Source organism: Pseudomonas sp. W2Oct36, from assembly GCF_041060465.1.
Taxonomy (GTDB): Bacteria; Pseudomonadota; Gammaproteobacteria; order Pseudomonadales; family Pseudomonadaceae; genus Aquipseudomonas; species Aquipseudomonas graminis_B.
Map to the genome: position 1 here is coordinate 610,383 of NZ_JAUERW010000001.1, position 23,012 is coordinate 633,394.

Here is a 23,012-nt window from a genome sequence, read left to right on the forward strand (position 1 = left end):
TGTAGGACCGGCTTTAGCCGGGAAGGGGCCCGAACAGGCGCGACATTGATAGCGCTCACACTGACCTCTTCCCGGCTGAAGCCGGTCCCACTAAATGCAGCCGTGCAGCTATTGAGATTTACAGTGAACACGAATGTAGGACCGGCTTTAGCCGGGAAGGCGTCGGACCCTACACCGCAAGATTGACGGCGCTTGCACCTTGATTCAGCTGAATTAAAAAGCCCCGGCTTCTCGCGAAACCGGGGCTTCTTATCAAGCGTGTTTAAACGCGGAATCAGCAGCAGCGACTCAACGCCGCCGAAACAGCGGCAGCGGCTCGTCGGTGGCAGCCTGATAGGTCACGGAAAAGTCCTTCAGACCTTCCAGCGCCTCGTACGGATCCTTGTCGGCACGAATGGCGAACGCATCGAACCCGCAGCGGTGCAGGTAGAACAGCTGATCGCGCAACACATCGCCAATCGCCCGCAGCTCGCCCTTGTAACCGTAGCGGTCACGCAGCAAGCGCGCATTGGAGTAGCTGCGGCCGTCGGTGAACGCCGGGAAGTTCAGGGCAATGACCTGAAACTGGTCCGCGTCGTCGCCGATTTCTTCGGCTTCCTCGTCGCTGTCCAGCCAGACACCCAGGCCGCCGTCGCGGGCTTTCAGCGCATGGGCATGCTCGCGCCACAGGGTCAGCGGCACGATCAGGTCGTCGCAGTTGGACAGGCTGTCGAAGGTTGTGTCCTTGGGCAGCAGGTGCCAGGTCTCGTCGATGACCTCGTTGTTCTTAATGATTCGCTGCATAGACGCGCTCCTTGAAAGGGTCGATGCCAATACGCTGGTAGGTGTCGATGAAGCGCTCGTCTTCGTTGCGTTTCTCAACGTAGACGTCGATCAGCTTCTCGATCACATCCGGCATGACGTCCTGAGCGAACGATGGGCCAAGGATCTTGCCCAGGCTGGCGTCGCGGCTGGCGCTGCCGCCCAGGGACACCTGGTAGAACTCTTCGCCTTTCTTGTCCACGCCGAGAATGCCGATGTGGCCCACGTGGTGGTGGCCGCAGGCGTTCATGCAGCCTGAAATGTTCAGGTCCAGCTCGCCGATGTCGAACAGGTAATCGAGATCGTCAAAACGACGCTGGATCGATTCGGCAATCGGGATCGACTTGGCGTTGGCCAGGGAGCAGAAATCGCCGCCCGGGCAGCAGATGATGTCCGTCAGCAGGCCAATGTTCGGCGTTGCGAAGCCTTGCTCGCGCAGTTCGCCCCACATCGCGAACAGCTGGCTCTGCTCGACGTCGGCCAGAATCACGTTCTGCTCGTGGGACGTGCGCAGTTCACCGAAGCTGTAGCGGTCGGCAAGGTCGGCGATGCCGTCCAGTTGCTTGTCGGTGAGATCGCCCGGCGCCACGCCGGTCGGTTTCAGCGACAGGGTCACGGCCGCGTAGCCCGGCTTTTTGTGGGCCAGGACGTTGCGCGAGCGCCAGCGTGCGAAACCGGGGTGCTGTTGATCCAGCTGAGCCAGTTCGGCGCTGTAATCGGTCAGTGCCTTGTAGTCCGGATCGACGAAGTGTTTGGCAACGCGATGCACCTCGGCCTCGGTCAGCGTGGTCTGGCCGCCGCGCAGGTGAGCCATTTCGGCCTCGACCTTCTCGGCGAACACTTCAGGGGTCAGCGCCTTGACCAGAATCTTGATGCGCGCCTTGTACTTGTTGTCGCGACGGCCGTAGCGGTTGTACACGCGCAGGATGGCGTCGAGGTAGCTCAACAGGTCCTGCCAAGGCAGGAACTCGTTGATGAACGCACCCACCACCGGCGTACGGCCAAGGCCACCGCCGACCAGCACGCGGAAGCCCAGCTCGCCGGCAGCATTCTTCACCGGCTCCAGGCCGATGTCGTGAACTTCGATGGCAGCGCGGTCGGAGGCCGAGCCGTTGATCGCAATCTTGAACTTGCGCGGCAGGTAGGCGAATTCCGGGTGGAACGTCGTCCACTGACGGACGATTTCACACCAGGGGCGCGGGTCCACCAGCTCGTCGGCAGAGACGCCGGCAAACTGGTCCGTGGTGACGTTGCGCAGGCAGTTGCCGCTGGTCTGGATCGCGTGCATCTGCACGGTGGCCAGTTCGGCGAGAATGTCGGGGATGTCTTCGAGTGCCGGCCAGTTGAACTGCACGTTCTGGCGGGTACTGATGTGCGCGTAGCCCTTGTCGTAATCACGGGCGATCTTCGCCAGCATGCGGGCCTGGCGCGAGGTCAGCTGGCCGTAAGGCACAGCGACGCGCAGCATCGGGGCGAAGCGTTGGATGTAGAGGCCGTTTTGCAGGCGAAGCGGGCGGAACTCTTCTTCGCTGAGCTCGCCGGCCAGATAGCGGCGGGTCTGGTCGCGGAACTGCTTGACGCGGTCCTCGACGATCCGCTGATCGTACTCGTCGTATACGTACATGGTGGTCCTGTTCTCAGGCGGTTCACTGCTGCTGGGCCAGCCGGAAAGGCGATGCGTTGTCGTCTGCTTTCAGGCTACCGAACAAATCTGCGCGCACGGCCGCGCACTCCTTGCGGAGCCGGGGGAGGTTACCAGTTTGCAGATATGCGCAAAAGTGATGTTTGAGTATATGCACAGAACCAAAAGTGCTAAGCAGTACGTCGGTCCGGCATAACCTCACTTGTGATAAGGGCATGGCTCGACTTTACTCTGGCAATGGCCGACGACCCCTGTCGCTGGTCCGCGAGTTTTGCGATCACCCATAAAACAGACAAAAGGCGATGCAATGCGAAATCAACCGAAAGTTGCCAAATCCGAAAGCCATGTGGATGCATGGGCCATTCTGTTCATTGTCGTGCTGGTGGTGGGGGCGGTGGTGTTCTGGGTGACGCACCAGTAGCGATAACCTCCACCTATCTGTAGGCCTGCTGCTGGCGAACCCGTTCATGCAGTCACTGCAACGGCGTCTGTGAAATCGGGTTCGCCATCAAGTCGGCTCCGAAGGGCACCCTATGCCGTTCTTTATAAGGCTGCTCGCCTTGTAAGCGCGGTTATCCGCCGATCGCTTTGCCGTTTCCAGTCTTCATACTTCGGCCCTCACGATTTAATACTCAGGTGTTTCCGGCTGAATCGGCTAAAGGGCCTGCATGTAAAATTTAAATGATGGGTCAGCGTTCGATTAAACAGAATGTATATTCGGGCAGCCCACCGATGGCTATAAATCCTCGCGGTTGGTGTTGGCGTTCACAGTGCTGGCTTTAGCTGACTTTAAATTCTGGCTTCAGATTCTTTTCACTTAACGTGTCAGAACTTTCCGTAGGATCGCTCCTGATATTTGTAAGAAGTTTCTTGATGTGAAAAGGTGGGTAGCATTTTAATTTTTCAGTCATTAGCCTTGCTCCTCAACGTCGGGTGGGATCTGGGCAACGTAGCTGCGGCCCCAAGGCTGTGGGGCCGAAGGGCAGGCTGCCGGGGCCGCGTTGTCCATGCTCGCACACGCCAATTTCCGCCATCAAAATATCCAGTGTCCAAACGGACGGCAAATCCGTAGACGCAATATTCTTTATTCCCTGCGCGCACTTCATTGATGTGGGCCGGGGTCACGTTATCGCCTGAGTGATCGATTAATCATTCAATCCTGAAAATGCTCTCGGTGTTACCTATGAATTCAATAAGTCATGAGTCCTCCGGTATTGTGCCGATTAATGTAGACCTTATCTTCCAGGATACCTATTTGCTGGCGGTTGAACTGCGTCACGGTCGCACCATGACCGACAGCAAAACATTGCGCGAGACGTGTATTGCCCAAGTTGAAGGCGCGCGCAGCGCATTGCAGGAAGCAGGCATGAGCCAGCGCAGTATGGACTTGATCATCCATGCGCAATGCGCGCTGCTTGATGAAGCCGTGTTGACCAACGTCGGGGACGGCGTCCGACAGATATGGATCAACGAATCGTTGCAGGCCCGCTTCTGCGGGCACCATCGAGCGGGTGAAGTCCTGCATGAGCAAATGCGGGAAGTGCTGCGCGAGCCTGCGCCGGACATGCACGTCGTGACCCTATTCCAGCGGGTGATGATGCTGGGATTTCTGGGCGGTTATCGATCGCTGGATGACGAAGAGCGCATGGTTCTGAAAAACCAGCTGGACGCACTGGCAGGGCCTCAACTGTTCCCGGTGCGGCCGACCTGGATTGACGCCAGAGGCCCTGTCCGCACATTCCCCTGGTGGCTACGTTCTCCACTCCTGCACCTGGCAATCGCGGGACTCGCGCTGGTAGTCCTGTGGTGGTTCCTGAATCGTACGCTCGCCAACATGGTCGACGAGCTTGTCGTGAGGGGCGTCTGACCATGACGGACTCACTCCCGGCCTTTTTTGACCACAGCCGTCACACCCTGCGCGTCGACGACTTGAATGCCGACCTCGACGTGCTGACGTTCACGGGCGAAGAACACCTCAGCCAGCCGTTCACCTACGTCATCGAGTTCACCTCGACGGTTCAGGATATTGGCGCCGGTCACATGCTCGGCAAAGCCGCGCAGTTCACGCTGCACACCGCGCCCCACGAGCTCCCCAGCGCCACGGGCGGTTTGCCGTTACCCGCCGTACCCCCGCTGCGCACCCTGTGTGGCGTGGTCACCGGTTTCAAATGCCTGTCAGCCTCCAGGGACGAGGCGCGTTACGAAGTCACCCTTGAACCGCGGCTGGCGCTGCTGTCCCGCGGGCACCAGTACCGCATCTACCAACAGAGGTCGGTGCCGGAGATTGTCGACAGCATTCTGCGCAGTCGCCACGGCATGGAAGGCCATGATTTCCGCTTCAAGCTCGTCCGTGACTATCCCCGGCGCGAGCAAGTGATGCAATTCGGCGAAAGCGATCTGGCGTTCATCTCACGGCTGCTGGCCGAGGTGGGCATCTGGTTTCGTTTCGCCCACGACGCCCGTCTCGATATCGACGTGATCGAATTCAACGACGATCAGCGCCATTACCAATGGCCGCAAATCACGGTGCCGTGTCGCTCGCCCTCGGGCCTGGACAGCCATGACCAGGACGCTGTGTGGCAGCTGCAATCCGACCATTGCGTGGTGGAAAAGCGCATTCACTTTCGTGCCTACGACCCACGGGATGCCAATGCCTGGCTCGACGGCGAGGTGGACCAGAGCCGCCGCGCCACCACCACCTACGGCGAGGCCTATCACTATGCCGAACCCTATACCGTGCTGGGCGACGCACGGGATCAGGACGAAGACCTTATAAGCGAAAGCGGTTTCTTCTATGGCCGGCTGCGCCACGAACGTTATCTCAATGCCCAGACGCGTTTAACCGGCGTCAGCAGCAGTGCGACCCTGGCGCTGGGGCAAATCCTCGACGTCACGGGCGGTGCCCCCAACGCCTTCGAGCCCGGCGCCGTTATTACCGGCGTGAGCCTGCGCGCCGCCCGGGACCGCAGTCTGGAAGTCGCCTTCGTGGCCATTCCCTTCAGCGAGACCGTTTGCTTCCGTCCCCCGGTGCCGCGCAAGCCGCAGCTCGCCGGCACCGTTGCCGCCCGTGTCACCAGCGTCATCGCCAACGACCCCTACAGCCACATCGACAAGGAAGGTCGCTACAAGGTCAACTTCCTGTTCGACCGTGATCCCTGGGAGCCCGGTGAAGAAAGCGCGTGGCTGCGTCTGGCCCGGGCCTACGCCGGCGACACCCACGGCCTGCACCTGCCGCTGATTGCCGGTACCGAAGTGGCCGTGGCCTTTGAGCATGGCGACCCCGACCGGCCCTACATCGCCCATGCCTTGCACGACGACCGGCATCCCGACCCGGTGACCCTGGCGGACCGGGACTTCACCCGTAATGTGCTGCGCACCCCCGCCAACAACAAACTGCGCATGGAAGACGAGCGTGGCAAGGAGCACGTCAAGCTCAGTACTGACCACAGCGGCAAGAGCCAGCTGAATCTGGGGCATCTGGTGGATGCCAACAAGGACAAGCGCGGCGAAGGCTTCGAACTGCGCACCGATGGGTGGGGAGCGATTCGCAGCGGCAAAGGGCTGTTCATCAGCGCCGATGAACAGGCCGCCGCCCAGGGGCAACAGCTGGAGATGGCAGCGGCGATTGCCCACTTGCAGCACGCGGTGGAGCAACTGCAAGGGCTGTCCCAGGATGCCCAGGCGAGCAGGGCCGAGCCCGCCGGCGTTCAGGCGCAAGTGGACTTGCTTGAGCAGAATCTCGAACAGCTCAAATCCGCCGTGTTGTTGCTCAGCGCGCCCCAAGGGATTGCCCTCACCAGCGGCAAGCACCTGCAACTGGCGGCCCACGACAACCTCATGCTCAATGCCGGCGGCGAAGCCGACATCAGCGTGGTCAAGCGGATGTTCATCGGGGTCGGCAAAGGCTTGAGCCTGTTCGTGCGCCAGCTGGGCATCAAGCTGATCGCCAATCAAGGGCCGGTCACCGTGCAGGCGCAGAACGACACGCTGGAGTTGCTGGCCCGGCAAGGCCTGAGCATCACCAGCACCGAAGACGAAATCCACATCGTCGCCAAGAAGAAGATCGTGCTCAACGCCGCAGGCAGCTACCTGACGCTGGAGCAGGGCCTTATCGAGTCGGGGACGGCAGGCGACCATCTACTGAAGGCTTCGACTTTTCAGTTCCTCAAGGGCGGCGCGACCATGGCTGCCGACCATCCCGACTCCCCGAAACAGCTGACCCGCCAGTCCCTGCGCCTGAAGCTGGCCGCAACGCCCAACCTTGGCAGCAGCTGGACTCACATGCCCTACAAGCTTTATGCCGATGGCGGACTGATCACCGAGGGCGTCATGGACGGCAGCGGGCACGTCGAGGTTGATCATCAGCCGACGACGCAGGAATACCGGCTGGAAATGGCCAACGGCGTCAGCTACCGCATTCCCGCCGTGACCGCTTACAGCCATCCCGAGCAGGGAAGGCTGGCCAATCAGGGCCTTCAAAACCACCGTTCTGCGCCCGACACCCCGGTCAATCAGCCCGCCTCGCACGCCGACCACCGCACGCAGTACGCCGCCGTGCTGAATAACACCGCCGATCAGGAAGAGGAGGCTCCATGACGCAGCCCGAAATCGTCGCGCCCGTATCGTTTCAAGAAACCGACACCGTGACTCTGACGCCCCCCTGGTTCGTGCAGGACTCTGAGTACCCGCCAGCTTTGACGACGTACATGCCGCTGGTAAACGGCGAAGAGACCTTTGGTGCCGTGCACCGTGCCATTGCAAGCGCGACACGTTCGGTTGATATCATTTGTTGGGGCTTTCAGCCGTCGATGTATTTCATTCGTCAGCAATCCAATCCGGTTTGTTCTGCCGAAGTGCCGATGCCGTCCAGCAAGGATTGGGTGGCATGCCATGAGCCGTGCATCGGCGAACTGCTCATGCAAAAGGCCAGGCAGGGCGTAAAAGTACGCGTGCTGGGTTGGGAGTTACCATTCAACACCGCAGGCGTCGGCGGCGAAGCCAATCTGCCCGGCAAAGGCCGGGTACCCATTGACGATCGCAAGATGCAGAGCTCTACCGACGATCAGTACGCCTATGACCGCAAGTGGTTCGCGATGTGTTCCATCTCAGGCATTCCTATGCCGTTATGGCGTGACCTGGAAAGGCCTGCCTTCGCCAGTCGCGGCTTCAGCCTCTTTGACCGCGCCGAGATCATCCACCAAGCCCGGTATCACAGCGCCGATCCGAACCTGAGCGCCATCACGTTCGCAGCCCTCGGTATTGCCGCCACCCACCATCAGAAAACCGTGCTTGTGGACTATGAAGCCCCCGAACAGGCGGTGGGTTTCGTAATGGGCCACAACACCCTCGACGAATATTGGGACACCGACGCTCATTCGGCGCTCAAGCGCGACAAAGCCAGTAAACCCGCGCCCAATGCCGGGCCTCGGGGTGACACGCCGCGTCAGGACATTTCCAGCCAGGTGGCCGGGCCGATCCTGGAGCACCTGCACCACAACTTTGCCACCGCCTGGTTCGACGCGACGGGCGAAGACCTGATGACCACTCGCGACGCCATGGCCCTGGGCAAACGCCTGCAATGCCCGCCCGACCAGCAACGGCACTTCGCGCAGATCCTTCGCACCCAGGCCCAGGAAGGCCGACGCGACATCGAGAAGCTCTACCTGCAAGCGGTGAACAACGCCACGGGCTTCATCTACATCGAAAACCAGTATTTTCGCTGGCCGCCGCTGGCCGAAATGATCAAGAAGGCCGCCCTCGCCCAGACCCAGGGTGGGCGCGACCCCGGCAAGCACGGCGCACTGCACCTGTTCGTGATCACCAACGTCACCGACGACGGCATCGGCAAAGGCACGGTCAACACCCACCGCATGCTCGACAGCCTGGGGCGCGCCGACACTATGCCGAAAATCACCCAACTGCAGCGCATCGAGGCAGCCAAGGCAAAAGCCGCCGCGCAGGAGCAGGACCTGAGCGAATTGATAGCAGATCAGGCGATGACCTTCGTGAGCCATTTGCTGACTGGGCCAGATAGCGAGATGAGTGAAAAGGCCCTGCAAAAGCAGCGCGACGCCGAAAGCGCGGGGGCCTTTCGGCGGGCTGTGCTCGAAGGCCAGATCAAGGCCATCCAGCAGGAAGTCCTCAAGCCCGAGGACATCCCTAACCTCAAAGTGCACATCTGCTCGCTGGTGGCGCCCGATTCACCTCCCGGTAACTGGATGCCGGTGTACATCCATTCCAAGTTGATGATCGTCGACGACGTGTTTACCACCCATGGCTCCGCCAACATCAACACCCGCAGCATGCAGGTGGACAGCGAATTGAACATTGCCCATGAGTGGGCCGGGGCGACTCAGAAGTTGAGGAGGCGGTTGTGGAAGCTGCATACGGCTGGGGAGGGGATGCAGGATGATCCGAAAGTGGCGTTCATCGCTTGGCAGGAAATTATCAAAAGAAATAAGGGCCTGCAGAATGGCAAGGTCAAGAGCAAGCCCTGTTCGCCTCTCGTCGAGTTTCATTATTGCCCTGCCACCCTGACGGACCTCGACTGATGCGCCGGTTACTACTGCTCGCCTGCCTGACTCTGACTGCCTGCGACAACGGCAACGGATTACGCCCACCACCGGACAAGGACATCCCGATGAAATCCCTCGCTGCAATTAAGGACAACCTGGCCTTTACCTGCAAACACGAAGCGCTACCTCTGGCGAGTCCTGACAGCGATGTGCTGTTCCATTACGCCCGTTGGTTGGAAAAGAACAACCAGCTCAAACAGGACCCGACTACCGACTTGGAAATTATCCGGCTGTACCGCATTGCTGCCGAGAACGGCCATGTCAAAGCCACTATCAACCTGCAGAACGGCAGCCTGCGCGGGAAATACAGACTGCGGGGCCACGAACACCTGCGCTTCAGTCAAGCCCTGATCGATGCCAACGTGGCAACGGGTTACTACTTTGTAGCGGTGTTTCTAAAAAACGGCATTGCCGATCTAAAACAGGACATGGAGATGTCCCTGCGCTACCTGCGCAAGGCCGCCGACGAGGGCAGTGCACAAGCCCAATATGAAATTGGTGATGCGCTGGCGCCGAGCAGCAGGGCGCCGGATGTCGCGCGACAGATGCGCCGTTGCGCAGCTGAGCAAGGACATGGAGCTGCCGCGCTCGACCTGGCTGTCGACCTACATATTGAAAAGCTATATCGAGAAGCAGTTGAAGTTTTTCAACTTGGTGTCGCCGCAGGCGATGAGACTTCTGCAAGTTTTCTGCAAAAGGGTTTTCGCGGGCCTGATCCGACCAACGAGTTGCATTATCTGGATTTGGCGGAAGACCTGCAGCGCGCAGAGCGGTACAAAACCATCTGGAGCATTCTCGCCGACTACTCCTACGCCCACCCCAAAGTCCCCGAAATCAACGACATCCTTCCGCTGCCCCCGGCCAAGCTGCCGCCGTGGGACGGCAAGCTGCAATGGCTGGAAGCCCGCGAAGCCAATGTCCCGCCTGAAAAACCATCGCCTGAGTTAATTCAGCGCCTGACTCAGGACCTGAAACTCGACCCCGCCACCGGCAGACCGATGCCGGGCGCCAAGGGCTTCAGCCAGGCAGACCTGTCAGCCGACCCATGCGTCGCCGGGACCAAGTGCCCGGTCAGCGGTTGGTGGCAGGTGGTCGTGCACCGGGAGCTGCACACCGCCGACGGCCAGTCCATTGTTCGTCACTTCGAGCAAGGAGACGTTTTCCCTGTCGAGCGCATGCGCTATTACCGTGACCGAATCTGGCCGCTGCCCAAGAGCGAACACGAAGGCCCGGTGCGGGTCTGGTGGAGGCTGGCATGAAGAAGTGGTTTCTGAAGGCGTTCTTCCTGCTGTCCGCAACAATGCTGCTGACCACAGGGTTGTTTGAGCTCTACAGCAAAATGCCAGTCTGCGAAGAGCTGGTAAACGGACGGGGCGCGATGAACGATAGTTGTCTGCCCTATGATCAGGTACTTGCAGGTGACTACAGGGTCAGAAAAGGCCAGGTGTATTGGGAGGGTCGAGAATATGCACCTGAAAAAAACTGCGGATTTGGGTATTTTTCGATACTTGCAAATATAACTAGTTTTAAGTGTTTGTTGGAGATGAAGGGATACATTCGAACAGTAGAGCATCGAACGTTAACCAAGCTAGAAAAGCTGTCGCCTGCGTTCAGGGTTTTAGAAGGCACAGAATCCGGACTGTTGGACTGGCAAAAAAAGCAATTCAACAAATATGCCGTGAGCGAACAGGGTGTGTATTTCGAAGGACGGTTGTTGGAAGGGGCCGACCCAAAAAACTTCTCGGTTATCTTCCCGCTGGGCGATTCTGAGGTGTGGAGCTTTTTCAACGTCTCCCGTGCTGGAAGTCTTACCTTTGTGAGCGGGAAAAGCTTGGGAAACGTCGATCCAGCTTTATATCATTTGCTCCCACCTGTTAAAGGTCCAAGCGTTCCCGCTGGTTGTGGGGCGAATGCGCTGGCTAAGCCGCTTCAGGCTGAAGGTGGCAGTTCATTCAATGGGGTGGCTAACTGTGGACTGGCTGTTTCTCATAATCTGAACGTGTTGGCACCCTGCGAAATGTCGGAGAAAGGTGTAAGGGGCGCGTGCTGGTCATTGAAGAAGATTTCGGATTCGGCCATCGACAAGGGAGTAGCGGCACAATCGGGCAAGGACGTCTTCTATTTTCATCGTTATGGAGTAAGTAAGTTTATAGGTGCGGCCTTGACCGATTACTTCGTGTTTGAGCGCGATGGAATGTTGTACATTGATAGTGGCGGCACAAACTTCAGAATGTTGTTGGGGCGGAGCAACTTTGCGACACTTATATTGAGCAGAAAGTGAACCAGCTAATGCGCTGGCGTAATTGCCTGTATGGTTTTATTTTTTAAAAAAATAGAAATCTCATCTGGCTTGCTTATTTGGCTCGATGCATTACCCATGAATTTCAATCAGAAGGTATCCCTTATGAAAGGCATCATCCGCATCGGCGACACCACCACCGGCGGCGGCATCGTCAAAACCGGCTCGGACGCAATGATCTTCGAAGGCATTGGCGCCGCCCGCGTAGGCGACATCGTCCTTTGCCCGCTGCCAGGCCATGGCACCACCCGCATTGCCCAGGGCAACTCGGGCTGCAGCGATGACGGCGTGCCGATCGCGTTCCACGGCGACCTCTGTGAGTGTGGCTGCGCATTGATCACCTCGCTGCCGGAAGCCAGCGCCGGCTGACGAAGCGTGATGTTTTTCAACACCCGAGACACCCAAGACAAGGACATCTGTCATGAACAAGGACAACCCGACGCTGGCGTACTTCGATGCCGAGATGCGCTACCTGCGCGAAGCCGCTAAAGAGTATGCCGAGGCATTTCCCGACCGCGCCAGCGCATTGAACCTGGACAAGCCCGGGGCTCAGGACCCCGCCGTCGAACAGCTGTTCCAGGGCTTTGCGTTCCTGATGGGCCGACTGCGGGAAAAGCTTGACGACGACCTGCCGGAGCTAACTGAGGGCTTGGTCGGGCTGGTCAGCCCGCAGTACCTGCGCATGATTCCGTCGCTGTCGATCGTCGAGTTCTCGCCTGACATCCATGAGATGAAGACCAGCGAGACGATCCGCAAAGGCTTCGAGGTGCGCTCGCGACCTGTCGGCCCAGAGGGTACTCGCTGCCGTTACACCACCACGCAGGACCTGACGCTGCGTGCGCTGTCCCTCGATGCCGTGGGGGTTGGACAGGAGGCGGATGGCCGCTCGGTGATCAGGCTGCGTTTCTCCCGGGGCAAGCTGTTGCAATGGGACACGATGGACCTGGGCAACCTGCCGTTGTACCTGAATGCCAGCGCGCCCGTGGCCAACGCCTTGCATCAGGCGCTGGCGCTCAATGCCCGCAAGGTCTACCTGCGCAGGGGGAGTTCGGAGCGCGAGGAGGTCGCTGTCAAATTCAGTCCCAAGGGCTTCGGCGACGAGGATCGCCTCTGGCCTCAGGGCGAAGACCGTTTCAGCGGCTGCCCGTTATTGCTGGAGTATTTCAGCTTCCCCGAGAAATTCATGTTCCTCACGATCAAGGGCCTGGAGCAGGTGAAACTGGACGCCAACACAAAGGCGTTAGAGCTTGAAGTGGTGCTCGGTCAACCCTGGCCCCGCGGGTTCGCGCTCAGTGCAGAGCACGTCCGTCTTCACGCCGTGCCGGTCATTAATCTGTTTGCCCTGGAGGCGGACCCTCTGGCCCTCGATCCCTTACAGACCGATTACCGGCTGCGGCCAGTGCAGGTGGAGGATGCCGACACGGACATCTATTCCGTGGACAGCGTAATTGCGGGCAAGCGTGCTGCGCGGCACGAGTATGTGCCCTTCAGCCATTTTCAGCACAGGGGCGGCATGCTGCGCGACGACGCTCCGGAGCGCTATTTCCATACCCGGCTCAAACCCGCGCCAGATGGGTCCCACGACACATGGCTGATCCTGGGAGGAGACGGTTTCGAACAGGACCGCTTGAACCCGGCACACCGCCTGACACTGCAGTTGACGGGCACCAACGGCGAGCTGCCGCGAATGGCGCTGGCCGAAACAGTGCTGGACCAGCCTGCGCAGTCCAGTCGGCGGACATTGACGGTGCGCAACCTCTGTGCGCCGACGATGCCTTGTTACGCACCCGACAAAGACCGCTTTCACTGGCGCGTGCTCAGTCACCTGGGCTCAAGCTTTCTGCCCTTGCTCGACAGTGCCGAGGTCTTGGGCAATACGCTGGCGCTTTACGACTGGACCGACAGTGCGCTGAATCGGCGCCGGTTACAGTCGATCATCGAGGTTCGTCATCACCTGATCCAACGTTTTGAGGGCGGCTTTCTGCTGCGGGGTGTGGACATCGAAGTCACGCTGGAGGCGGGCAATTTTGCGGGGGAAGGGGACATCTGCCTGTTTGGTGAGCTGCTCAACCGCTTCTTTGCGCAGTACGCCGACATTCATCTGTTCAACCAGCTGACGTTGATCCTGCAACCGCAGGATAAACATTTGCGATGGAGTGAGAATCACAGCCAGCGAGTGCCCGGGTGAATCGTTAACTGGCGAGCACCGTCGCAGATTTTCTTTCATTGAGACGCTACGCTGCCGCAGAGCAAACATAGCGGTGTGGGAGCGAGCTTGCTCGCGATATAGGGCGGCAATCCGCCGCCTATTTCAGCGTCTGGAATGCCGTATTCGCGAGCAAGCTCGCTCCCGCAGGTCCTGCAGTGGCCGAATCCAGTTCAGCCGAAAATGACTGGGCCGTGATTACTCGTCATACCCCAGATTCGGCGCCAGCCAGCGTTCGGTCACGCTCAGATCCTGCTCCTTGCGCGCGGTGTAGCTTTCCACCTGATCCTTGTCCACTTTCCCCACGGCAAAGTACTGCGCCTGCGGGTGGGCGAAGTACCAGCCGCTGACCGCCGCCGCCGGGAACATCGCGTAGTGCTCGGTGAGAAACACGCCGCTGACGCCGGGTTTGCCGTCGCCCTGGGCCGGGTCGAGGAGGTCGAACAGCACGCCTTTCTCGGTGTGATCCGGGCAGGCCGGGTAGCCCGGGGCAGGGCGGATGCCGGTGTATTGCTCCTTGATCAGCTCGTCGTTGCCCAACTGCTCATCGCGGGCATAACCCCAATACTCTTTGCGCACCTGCTGGTGCAGCCATTCTGCGCAGGCCTCGGCCAGACGATCCGCCAATGCCTTGACCATGATCGCGTTGTAGTCGTCGCCCTTGTCCTGGTACGCCTTCGACACCTCTTCGGCGCCGATGCCGGCGGTGGTGATGAAGCCACCGACGTAATCGGTGACGCCGCTGCCCTGGGGCGCGACGAAATCGGCCAGGGAGAAATTCGGCTTGCCGTCGGTCTTGATGATCTGCTGGCGCAGGTGATGCAGCTTGGCCAATGGCGCGCCGTTATCGTCGAGCAGTTGAATGTCGTCGTGGTCAACCTGATTGGCCGGCCAGAAGCCGAATACGGCGCGGCTGCGGATCAGCTTCTCGTCGATCAGTTTGCGCAGCAACTCCTGGGCGTCCTTGAACAGCGAGGTGGCCGCTTCGCCCACCACTTCGTCGGTGAGGATGCGCGGGTACTTGCCGGCCAGGTCCCAGGAAATAAAGAACGGCGTCCAGTCGATGTAATCCACCAGCACGTTCAGGTCGATGTCTTCCAGCACCTTGACCCCGGTGAACGTCGGCTTCACCGGCTGGTAGGCGGCCCAGTCGAACTGCGGCTTCTTGGCGATGGCCGCGCCGTAGCTCAGGCGCTCGGTGCGGGCGCTGCGGGCGGAGGTGCGCTCACGCACTTCCACGTATTCGGCGCGGGTCTTCTCGATGAAGCCGGCTTTGAGTTCCCTGGACAGCAACTGCGTCGCCACGCCCACGGCGCGAGAGGCGTCGGTGACGTAAATCACCGCGTCGTTGCTGTACTTGGGCTCGATCTTCACCGCCGTGTGGGCTTTGGAGGTGGTCGCGCCGCCGATCATCAACGGCAGGTGGAAGTCCTGACGCTGCATCTCGCGGGCGACGTGAACCATCTCGTCCAGGGAGGGCGTGATCAGGCCCGACAGGCCGATGATGTCGCACTTCTGCTCGCGGGCGACCTGCAGGATCTTCTCCGCCGGCACCATCACGCCGAGGTCGACGATGTCATAGCCGTTGCAGCCCAGCACCACGCCGACGATGTTCTTGCCGATGTCATGGACGTCGCCCTTGACCGTCGCCATGAGAATCTTGCCCTTGGCCTCGGGCTTGTCGCCTTTCTCTTCTTCAATGAAGGGAATCAAGTGCGCCACGGCCTGCTTCATCACGCGGGCGGATTTAACCACTTGGGGCAGGAACATCTTGCCCGAGCCGAACAGGTCGCCGACCACGTTCATGCCGGCCATCAACGGGCCTTCGATGACCTCGATCGGGCGCTTGAAGGACTGGCGCGACAGCTCGGTGTCTTCAACGATGTGCGTGGTGATGCCCTTGACCAGTGCGTGCTTGAGGCGCTCGTTGACCTCCCAGCCGCGCCACTCTTCGGTTTCCGCTTCCTTGACCGAGCCGTCGCCTTTGTACTGGTCGGCGAGGGCCAGCAGCGCGTCGGTGCCTTCCGGCGTGCGGTTGAGCACCACGTCTTCCACGGCGTCGCGCAACTGGGCCGGGATCTGGTCGTAGATCTCCAGCTGGCCGGCGTTGACGATGCCCATGGTCAGGCCGTTGCGGATCGCGTACAGCAGGAACACCGAGTGAATCGCTTCGCGCACGGGGTTGTTGCCGCGGAACGAGAACGACACGTTGGACACGCCCCCCGACGTCAGCGCATACGGCAGTTCGTCGCGGATGTAGGCGCAGGCATTGATGAAGTCGACGGCGTAGTTGTTGTGCTCTTCGATGCCGGTGGCGATGGCAAAGATGTTCGGGTCGAAAATGATGTCTTCCGGCGGGAAGCCGACTTCATTAACCAGAATGTCGTAGGAGCGCTTGCAGATCTCCTTCTTGCGCGCCTCGGTGTCGGCCTGGCCGGCTTCGTCGAAGGCCATCACCACCACCGCCGCGCCGTATCGCTTGCACAACTTGGCGTGATGGATGAACTGCTCGACGCCTTCTTTCATGCTGATCGAGTTGACGATGCCCTTGCCCTGGATGCACTTGAGCCCGGCTTCGATGACTTCCCATTTCGAGGAGTCGATCATGATCGGCACGCGGGAGATGTCGGGCTCGCCGGCAATCAGGTTGAGGAAGGTCACCATGGCCTTCTTCGAGTCCAGCATGCCCTCGTCCATGTTGATGTCGATCACCTGGGCGCCGGCTTCGACCTGCTGCAGGGCGACTTCCAGGGCTTCGGTGTAGTTGTCTTCGCGGATCAGGCGGGCAAAACGGGCAGAACCGGTGATGTTGGTGCGCTCGCCGACGTTGACGAACAGCGAGCTGCGATCGATGGTGAACGGTTCCAGACCGGACAGGCGGCAGGCCTTGGGAATCTCAGGAATCGGCCGCGGCGCATAGGGCGCGACGGCGTTGGCGATGGCCTTGATGTGCGCCGGGGTGGTGCCGCAGCAACCGCCGACGATGTTGAGGAATCCGCTCTGGGCGAACTCTTCGACGACTTTGGCCATTTCTGCCGGGGCTTCGTCGTACTCACCGAATTCGTTGGGCAGGCCGGCGTTGGGGTGCGCCGAGACGTGGGTCTCGGCCTTGTTCGACAGCTCTTCCAGGTACGGCCGCAGCTCGCTGGCGCCCAACGCACAGTTGAGGCCCACAGAGATCGGCTTGGCGTGACGTACCGAGTTCCAGAACGCTTCGGTGGTCTGGCCGGAAAGGGTGCGGCCGGAGGCGTCGGTGATGGTGCCGGAAATCATGATCGGCAGCTCGAAGCCCAGCTCGTCGAACACGCCCTGAACGGCGAAGATCGCCGCTTTGGCGTTGAGGGTGTCGAAGATGGTTTCGATGAGGATCATGTCCGCACCGCCTTCGATCAGGCCTTTGGTGGCTTCGGTGTAGTTCTCCACCAGTTCGTCGAAGGTCACGTTGCGGTAGCCGGGGTTGTTGACGTCCGGCGACAGCGAGCAGGTGCGGCTGGTCGGGCCGAGCACGCCGGCGACGAAGCGCGGCTTGTCGGGAGTTTCCAGGGTTTTGGCGTCGGCGACCTGGCGGGCCAGGCGCGCGCCCTCCACGTTCAGTTCGTAGACCAGCGCTTCCATGCCGTAGTCGGCCTGGGACACTTGGGTGGCGTTGAAGGTGTTGGTTTCGAGAATGTCGGCACCGGCGTCGAGGTATTCCTTCTCGATCGCACCAATCACGTCAGGCCGGGTCAGGATCAGCAGGTCGTTGTTGCCCTTGATGTCGCTCGGCCAGTCGGCAAAACGCTTGCCGCGGTAGTCTTCTTCCTCCAGCCGATAGCTCTGGATCATGGTGCCCATGCCGCCATCGAGGATCAGGATTCGCTGTTGAAGAGCCTGCTGGAGTGCTTGAAGACGCGCGCTGCGATCTGACATGAAGGTTACCCGGATGAAGAAGTACGAAATAAGGTGGCGCTGAAAGGTGCGAAATAATAGCAAACCTGCGCGGATTTAAATCATTCCGGGATTTACATGAATTCTGTTCATGTTACGCGGCACTGCCAAACGGTAGAATCCCGGCGATTCATTTTCAGGACGCCCGTTCCATGTTGCATCGCGTGCTCGCCAGTTCTCTGGCCTTGTTGTTTTGCGGTGCAGCGTTCGCGCAGTCACCCCTTCAGTCTCCGGCTATTTCCTACAGCCGCGATATCCAGCCGATCTTCACCGAGAAGTGCGTCGCCTGCCACGCCTGCAACGACGCTGCCTGTCAGCTGAACCTGGGCAGCGGCGAAGGTGTGCTGCGCGGTGCATCGAAGGTGCCGGTTTACGAAGGCGACCGCAGCAAGGCGGTCGCACCCACCCGGATTTTCGTCGACGCGCAGGGCGCTGACGCCTGGCGCAAGAAAGGCTTCTATTCAGTGCTGGACGGGCAGAGCAACCAGGCGGCGCTGATGGCAAAGATGCTCGAGTTCGGGCACAGCGCGCCATTGGTGCCCAACGCGCGGCTGCCGGATGACATCGTGCTGGGCCTGAACCGCCAGAACATGTGCCCGTTGCCCAACGAGTTTGCCGCCTATGCCACGGCGCGTCCGGGGCAGGGCATGCCGCTGGCGGTGACCGGCCTCACCGACGCTCAATACAGCACGCTGCAACGCTGGCTGGCAGCCGGGGCACCCGTGGAGCAGACGCCGGTGCAACCGAGTACGGGCGAAGCGGCGCAGATCACTGAATGGGAGCGCCTGCTCAATCGCCCCGGATCGAGCGAAGCGTTGGTCGGCCGTTGGCTGTACGAACACCTGTTTCTGGCCCACGTGTATTTCAGCGACGGCGAGCCGGGGCACTTTTTCCAGTGGGTGCGCTCGCGCACGCCGAGCGGCCAGCCGGTTGACCTGATCGCCACGCGCCGTCCCGACGACGATCCTGGCACCACCTTCTATTACCGCCTGATGCCGGTGCAGGGCGTCATCGTCCACAAGACCCACATCACCTACCCGATGGGCCCGCAGAAGCTGGCCCGGGTCAAGCAACTGTTCTACAGCGGCACCTGGCACGCCACCGAGCTGCCCGGCTATGGCCCGCAGCATCGGGCCAATCCGTTCGAAACGTTCAAGCAGATCCCCGCTGACGCGCGCTACCAGTTCATGCTGGACAATGCCGAATACTTCGTTCGCACGTTCATTCGCGGCCCGGTGTGTCGGGGCGAGATCGCCACGGATGTGATTCGCGATCATTTCTGGGCGCTGTTTCAAGCGCCCGACCACGACCGTTACATCACCGACGCGGCCTACCGGGCCAAGGCCACGCCATTGCTGGCGATGCCGGGGCAGGACGATGACGTCGGCAGCGTGCTGACCCTGTGGCACGACTACCGCGACAAGCGCAATCAGTACGAAGACCTGCGCAGCGATGCCTACGCGCACATGCCCCCGCCGGGTTGGGCGACGCTGTGGGCGGGCAACGACAACGCGCTGCTGACCATCTTCCGCCACTTCGACAGCGCCTCGGTGAACAAAGGGCTGATTGGCGCGCTGCCCAACAGCGTCTGGCTGTTCGACTACCCCTTGCTGGAGCGCACCTATTACCAGTTGGCGGTCAATTTCGACGTCTACGGCAACGTCTCCCATCAGGTGCAGACGCGCTTGTATTTCGACCTGATCCGCAACGGCGCCGAGGTCAACTTCTTGCGCCTGATGCCGGCCGACAAGCGCGATGACATCCTCGGCGACTGGTACCAGAACGGCGGCAAATTAAAGATGTGGCTGGATTACCAGGCCATCGACGATGACACCCCGAGCGGCCTGACACTCGATGAGAACAACCCCAAGCGTGACTTCGAGCGCAAGTTGATCGAGCGTGCGGGCACCTTGAACGTGACGCCGGACCCGATCAATCGCTGCGACGGCGCCTACTGTTCGCGTGAGGGACTGGACCCGGTGTTCAGCGAGGTGGAGCAGACATTGAGCCGGCTGACGTCGCGGCCGGCGGCGGGGCTAAAGGTCATTCACCAGTTGCCGGAAGCGACGATGCTGCGGATCCAGGATGGCAGCGGCAAACGCATCGTCTACAGCATGCTGCGCAACCGGGCCCACAGTAACGTCGCCTTTCTGATGGGCGAGGATTACCGCTACCAGCCCGGTCTGGACACGCTGACAATCTATCCGGGTGTGCTGAGCAGCTACCCGAATTTCATGTTCAACGTCCCGGCCAGCGAGGTCGGTGCGTTCGTTGACGCAATGGAGCAGGCCCACGATCACAAGCAGGCGTTCGACGCTATCGTCCAGCGCTGGGGCGTGCGCCGCAGCCATCCGCTGTTCTGGACGTACTTCCACGACCTGGACCGCTACCTTCAGGAAACCGAGCCGCGCGAGGCGGGTGTCTTGGACATGAATCGCTACGAGAATCTCTGAGCCGCCCGAGAGCCGCCCTGCAGAAAATCTTCACACTAAGCGTTGGCCCCGCTGATGCTGCTTCAAACAGAGAAACCCTTGTAATACATGGCGCGCAGCCATTATGCAGCCCGTCAGTGACGCCGAACCTTTTCGCAACTTATGAAGTCCGACCTTAGGAGTCGCTCTTCGACACCTTGCCTTTTCGGGCGTGGCAGCGAAGGTCAATCCAGACGAAGCAAGAGGTTGCAGATGTTGATTTCGGTTCAGGCCCTGCGGGCACTCGCCGCGTGGGCTGTTGTGTGTCACCACTTCATGCAGATTTTTTTCGACTTCCATCCGAGTGGGCCGGTCGGCCGTTTTTTCACTGAGAAAGGCGCCGTTGGCGTCGACATTTTTTTCGTCATCAGCGGTCTGGTCATCTACCTGTCAACCGTAGACAAGGACATTCCCGCCGGCCGCTTCATGCTCAACCGTGTCATTCGCATCGTCCCGGCGTATTGGCTGTACACCCTGGTGATGGGCCTGCTGGTGGTTGTCGCTCAGCCGCTGCTGCCCCACCAGGTCGTCGACTGGCAAAGCTTTGTGCTGTCGCTGTTGTTCATCCCCTCGGAAAACCCGGGCGGCTACGGCCTCTATCCCACCCTCAACGTGGGCTGGACGCTTAACTACGAAATGCTGTTCTACGTGCTGTTCTCGATGGTGTTCCTGTTCCAACAGCGTCTGCGCCCGTTGATTCTCGCAGCGGCGCTGTTTGCCATCACCGACGTGCTGGGTCGTTCGGGGCTGGTCAGCCGGTTCTACGCCAATGACATCGTCTATGAGTTCCTGCTCGGCATTTTCGTGGGTGTGATGTATCGCCGGGGCTGGATCAGTGAGCGGTTGTGGCTGCCGTTGCTGGCCATTGGCGCTGCGCTGTTCACCATCGACCATCTGCAACCGGCGCCGCGCATCATCAACTGGGGTCTGCCGAGTGCGGTGATCGTGGTCGCCTGCATCTCCCTCGAACCCTATCTGCGCAACTATCGCCTGCTCAAGACCATGGGCGACTGCTCGTATTCGGTGTACTTGCTCCACGTGCTGGTGCTGTATGCGGGATGGCTGGTCAGTGAGCGTTACGGCCTGAACCCGTATCTGGTGTTTGCGGTGTGCGTACCGGTCATCGCGCTCGGCGCGTGGCTCAGTTATGAATGGATCGAGAAGGGCTTGTACCGCCGCATGAAAGGCTGGCTGGACCAGAGACGGGCAAGCAAGGAGGCGGCGCTGTCCTGACAGACACTGGGTAGCGGTCGGGTCACTTACCCGACTAAAACACTAGGGCTTTGTCAGGCGCAGTTGATTGGCGTAAACTGCGCCCCACGTCTGCGAGGAATTTTCATGACCGCTATTACGATTACTGATGCCGCCCACGATTACCTGGCCGATCTGCTGGAAAAGCAGAACACGCCCGGCATCGGCATCCGCGTGTTTATTACCCAGCCTGGCACCCAATACGCTGAAACCTGCATTGCCTACTGCAAGCCAGGCGAAGAAAAGCCCGAAGACACGGCCATCGGCCTGAAAAGCTTCACCGCCTGGATCGACGCGTTCAGCGAAGCGTTTCTGGACGACGCCGTTGTCGATTACGCCACCGATCGCATGGGCGGCCAGCTGACCATCAAGGCGCCTAACGCCAAAGTGCCGATGGTCAACGCCGACAGCCCGATCAACGAACGCATCAATTACTACCTGCAAACCGAGATCAACCCGGGTCTCGCCAGTCATGGTGGGCAGGTCACCTTGATCGAGGTTGTTGAAGAGGAGGAGGCGAACGTCGCCATTCTTCAGTTCGGCGGTGGTTGCCAGGGTTGTGGTCAGGCGGACGTGACGCTGAAGGAAGGCATCGAGCGCACGCTGCTGGAGCGCATTCCCGAGCTGACCGGTGTGCGTGACGTGACCGACCACACCCAGAAAGAAAACGCGTATTACTGAGAAGTGATTGTGTTGCAGGCAAGGCCCCGACGCGTTCGGGGCTTTTTTATGGGCGCTCGGTAAGGGTGACGGGCGCAGGCTAAGGCCTGAACACATGGGCGTGGCCGGCGCGATACAGCGAGGATTCGCTGAACACGTCGTTGCCGAGCACTCTGCCTACCAGAATCAGCGCGGTGCGGCGGAATCCCTTGATCCGCACCTTTTCCTCGATGTCCGCCAGTGTGCCGGTGACCCAGTCCTGGTCCGGCCAACTGGCGCGATGCACCACGGCAATGGGGCAGTCCGCGCCATAGTGCGGTGTCAGCTCGGCGACGATCTTGCCCAGGTTATTGACCCCCAGATGAATCGCCATGGTCGCTTGATGCCGCGCCAGATCGCCGAGACTTTCGCCTTCGGGCATGTCGGTTTTGTCGGCGTAGCGGGTCAGGATCACGCTCTGGGAAATGTCCGGCAGCGTCAGCTCGGTGCCCAACAGCGCGGCGCACGCAGCGGTGGCGGTGACGCCGGGGATGATTTCGAAGGGGATGTGCAGCGCGCGCAGGCAACGGATTTGCTCGCCGATCGCGCCATAGAGACTCGGATCGCCGGAATGCACCCGCGCCACGTCATGCCCTTGTGCATGAGCGGATTTCATCAGCTCGATGATCTGCTCCAGGTGCAGTGAAGCGCTGTTGGTCACCTGAACCGCCTGATGCCCCTCCAGCACCGCCTCAGGCACCAGCGAGCCGGCGTAGATAATCACCGGGCAGGCGCGGATCAGCCGCTGGCCTTTGACAGTGATCAGGTCTGGATCGCCGGGGCCGGCGCCGATGAAAAAAACGGTCATGGGGTGTCCTGGTTGGAATTCATATGAACGGTGGTTCGGCGGATGCTTGTCGCGGAATGCACGCGGCCTACTTCTGTAGGACCGGCTTTAGCCGGTAAGGGGCCTGCATGTACACCCTCATATTTGCAGCGTGACGCTTGACGCTTTCCCGGCTGAAGCCGGTCCTACGAGGGTCCGCGGTGTGTCCGTGGGACCGGCTTTAGCCGGGAAGGGGCCTGCATGTACACCCTCATATTTGCAGTGTGACGCTTGACGCTTTCCCGGCTGAAGCCGGTCCTACGAGGGTCCGCGGTGTGTCCGTGGGACCGGCTTTAGCCGGGAAGGGGCCTGCAT

At 60.4% G+C, this 23,012-nt stretch carries 14 protein-coding genes; 10 read left to right on the top strand and 4 right to left on the bottom strand.

Annotation, left to right across the window (positions count from 1 at the left end; translation table 11 throughout):
* Nucleotides 1–288 precede the first annotated feature (288 nt).
* On the bottom strand, nt 289–783 hold the full coding sequence (locus QWI18_RS02710; RefSeq protein WP_065991413.1) for a DUF934 domain-containing protein: 495 nt from the start codon (nt 781–783) through the stop codon (nt 289–291).
* Complete coding sequence (locus tag QWI18_RS02715) at nt 767–2,425, bottom strand: nitrite/sulfite reductase (RefSeq protein ID WP_369318147.1); 1,659 nt, start codon at nt 2,423–2,425, stop codon at nt 767–769. The genes QWI18_RS02710 and QWI18_RS02715 overlap by 17 nt, the downstream gene beginning before the upstream one ends.
* A 1,201-nt stretch (nt 2,426–3,626) precedes the next feature.
* Here QWI18_RS02715 and tssL point away from each other — a divergent pair.
* The 7 genes from tssL (at nt 3,627) to tssF (ending at nt 13,505) form a co-directional block, all read left to right on the top strand.
* Nucleotides 3,627–4,310 carry a type VI secretion system protein TssL, short form gene (gene tssL, locus QWI18_RS02720; RefSeq protein WP_369318148.1) on the top strand — a complete coding sequence of 228 codons (684 nt, stop codon included), beginning with the start codon at nt 3,627–3,629 and terminating at the stop codon, nt 4,308–4,310.
* Nucleotides 4,311–4,312: 2 nt separating this feature from the next.
* Nucleotides 4,313–7,039 (top strand): type VI secretion system Vgr family protein, encoded by a 2,727-nt coding sequence (locus QWI18_RS02725; RefSeq protein ID WP_369318149.1) that lies wholly within the window; start codon nt 4,313–4,315, stop codon nt 7,037–7,039.
* Nucleotides 7,036–8,994: a phosphatidylserine/phosphatidylglycerophosphate/cardiolipin synthase family protein gene (locus tag QWI18_RS02730; protein WP_369318150.1), complete on the top strand. Its 1,959-nt coding sequence runs from the start codon at nt 7,036–7,038 to the stop codon at nt 8,992–8,994. Before QWI18_RS02725 ends, QWI18_RS02730 begins: the two co-directional genes overlap by 4 nt.
* A complete protein-coding gene (locus QWI18_RS02735; protein ID WP_369318151.1) occupies nt 8,994–10,277 on the top strand; it encodes a DUF6396 domain-containing protein in 1,284 nt (427 codons plus the stop codon). The genes QWI18_RS02730 and QWI18_RS02735 overlap by 1 nt, the downstream gene beginning before the upstream one ends.
* A complete protein-coding gene (locus QWI18_RS02740; RefSeq protein ID WP_369318152.1) occupies nt 10,274–11,299 on the top strand; it encodes a hypothetical protein in 1,026 nt (341 codons plus the stop codon). The genes QWI18_RS02735 and QWI18_RS02740 overlap by 4 nt, the downstream gene beginning before the upstream one ends.
* A 123-nt stretch (nt 11,300–11,422) precedes the next feature.
* Nucleotides 11,423–11,686, top strand: coding sequence for a PAAR domain-containing protein (locus QWI18_RS02745; protein WP_122538493.1), 264 nt, complete (start codon nt 11,423–11,425; stop codon nt 11,684–11,686).
* A gap of 52 nt (nt 11,687–11,738) precedes the next feature.
* Complete coding sequence (tssF, locus tag QWI18_RS02750; RefSeq protein WP_369318153.1) at nt 11,739–13,505, top strand: type VI secretion system baseplate subunit TssF; 1,767 nt, start codon at nt 11,739–11,741, stop codon at nt 13,503–13,505.
* 216 nt (nt 13,506–13,721) lie between these two features.
* Here the strand turns inward: tssF and metH are convergent, their stop codons facing one another.
* Entirely contained in the window at nt 13,722–17,432 is a 3,711-nt protein-coding gene (gene metH, locus QWI18_RS02755) for a methionine synthase (protein WP_369318154.1), read from the bottom strand.
* 170 nt (nt 17,433–17,602) lie between these two features.
* Here metH and QWI18_RS02760 point away from each other — a divergent pair, with 170 nt between their 5' ends.
* The 3 genes from QWI18_RS02760 (at nt 17,603) to nfuA (ending at nt 21,853) form a co-directional block, all read left to right on the top strand.
* Entirely contained in the window at nt 17,603–19,903 is a 2,301-nt protein-coding gene (locus QWI18_RS02760) for a fatty acid cis/trans isomerase (RefSeq protein ID WP_369318155.1), read from the top strand.
* 231 nt (nt 19,904–20,134) lie between these two features.
* Entirely contained in the window at nt 20,135–21,154 is a 1,020-nt protein-coding gene (locus tag QWI18_RS02765) for an acyltransferase (protein ID WP_065991424.1), read from the top strand.
* Between the two features lie 105 nt (nt 21,155–21,259).
* The gene (gene nfuA / locus QWI18_RS02770) at nt 21,260–21,853 is read left to right on the top strand and encodes a Fe-S biogenesis protein NfuA (protein WP_065991425.1); all 594 of its coding nucleotides are present in this window, start codon (nt 21,260–21,262) and stop codon (nt 21,851–21,853) included.
* Between the two features lie 79 nt (nt 21,854–21,932).
* Here the strand turns inward: nfuA and cobM are convergent, their stop codons facing one another.
* Nucleotides 21,933–22,679, bottom strand: coding sequence for a precorrin-4 C(11)-methyltransferase (cobM, locus tag QWI18_RS02775; RefSeq protein WP_065991426.1), 747 nt, complete (start codon nt 22,677–22,679; stop codon nt 21,933–21,935).
* Nucleotides 22,680–23,012: the final 333 nt, after the last annotated feature.

Bases quoted from the DNA above. Each gene is read 5' to 3' on its own strand.
- QWI18_RS02710 (WP_065991413.1), bottom strand. From the start codon at position 783: ATGCAGCGAATCATTAAGAACAACGAGGTCATCGACGAGACCTGGCAC.
- QWI18_RS02715 (WP_369318147.1), bottom strand. From the start codon at position 2,425: ATGTACGTATACGACGAGTACGATCAGCGGATCGTCGAGGACCGCGTC.
- tssL (WP_369318148.1), top strand. From the start codon at position 3,627: ATGAATTCAATAAGTCATGAGTCCTCCGGTATTGTGCCGATTAATGTA.
- QWI18_RS02725 (WP_369318149.1), top strand. From the start codon at position 4,313: ATGACGGACTCACTCCCGGCCTTTTTTGACCACAGCCGTCACACCCTG.
- QWI18_RS02730 (WP_369318150.1), top strand. From the start codon at position 7,036: ATGACGCAGCCCGAAATCGTCGCGCCCGTATCGTTTCAAGAAACCGAC.
- QWI18_RS02735 (WP_369318151.1), top strand. From the start codon at position 8,994: ATGCGCCGGTTACTACTGCTCGCCTGCCTGACTCTGACTGCCTGCGAC.
- QWI18_RS02740 (WP_369318152.1), top strand. From the start codon at position 10,274: ATGAAGAAGTGGTTTCTGAAGGCGTTCTTCCTGCTGTCCGCAACAATG.
- QWI18_RS02745 (WP_122538493.1), top strand. From the start codon at position 11,423: ATGAAAGGCATCATCCGCATCGGCGACACCACCACCGGCGGCGGCATC.
- tssF (WP_369318153.1), top strand. From the start codon at position 11,739: ATGAACAAGGACAACCCGACGCTGGCGTACTTCGATGCCGAGATGCGC.
- metH (WP_369318154.1), bottom strand. From the start codon at position 17,432: ATGTCAGATCGCAGCGCGCGTCTTCAAGCACTCCAGCAGGCTCTTCAA.
- QWI18_RS02760 (WP_369318155.1), top strand. From the start codon at position 17,603: ATGTTGCATCGCGTGCTCGCCAGTTCTCTGGCCTTGTTGTTTTGCGGT.
- QWI18_RS02765 (WP_065991424.1), top strand. From the start codon at position 20,135: ATGTTGATTTCGGTTCAGGCCCTGCGGGCACTCGCCGCGTGGGCTGTT.
- nfuA (WP_065991425.1), top strand. From the start codon at position 21,260: ATGACCGCTATTACGATTACTGATGCCGCCCACGATTACCTGGCCGAT.
- cobM (WP_065991426.1), bottom strand. From the start codon at position 22,679: ATGACCGTTTTTTTCATCGGCGCCGGCCCCGGCGATCCAGACCTGATC.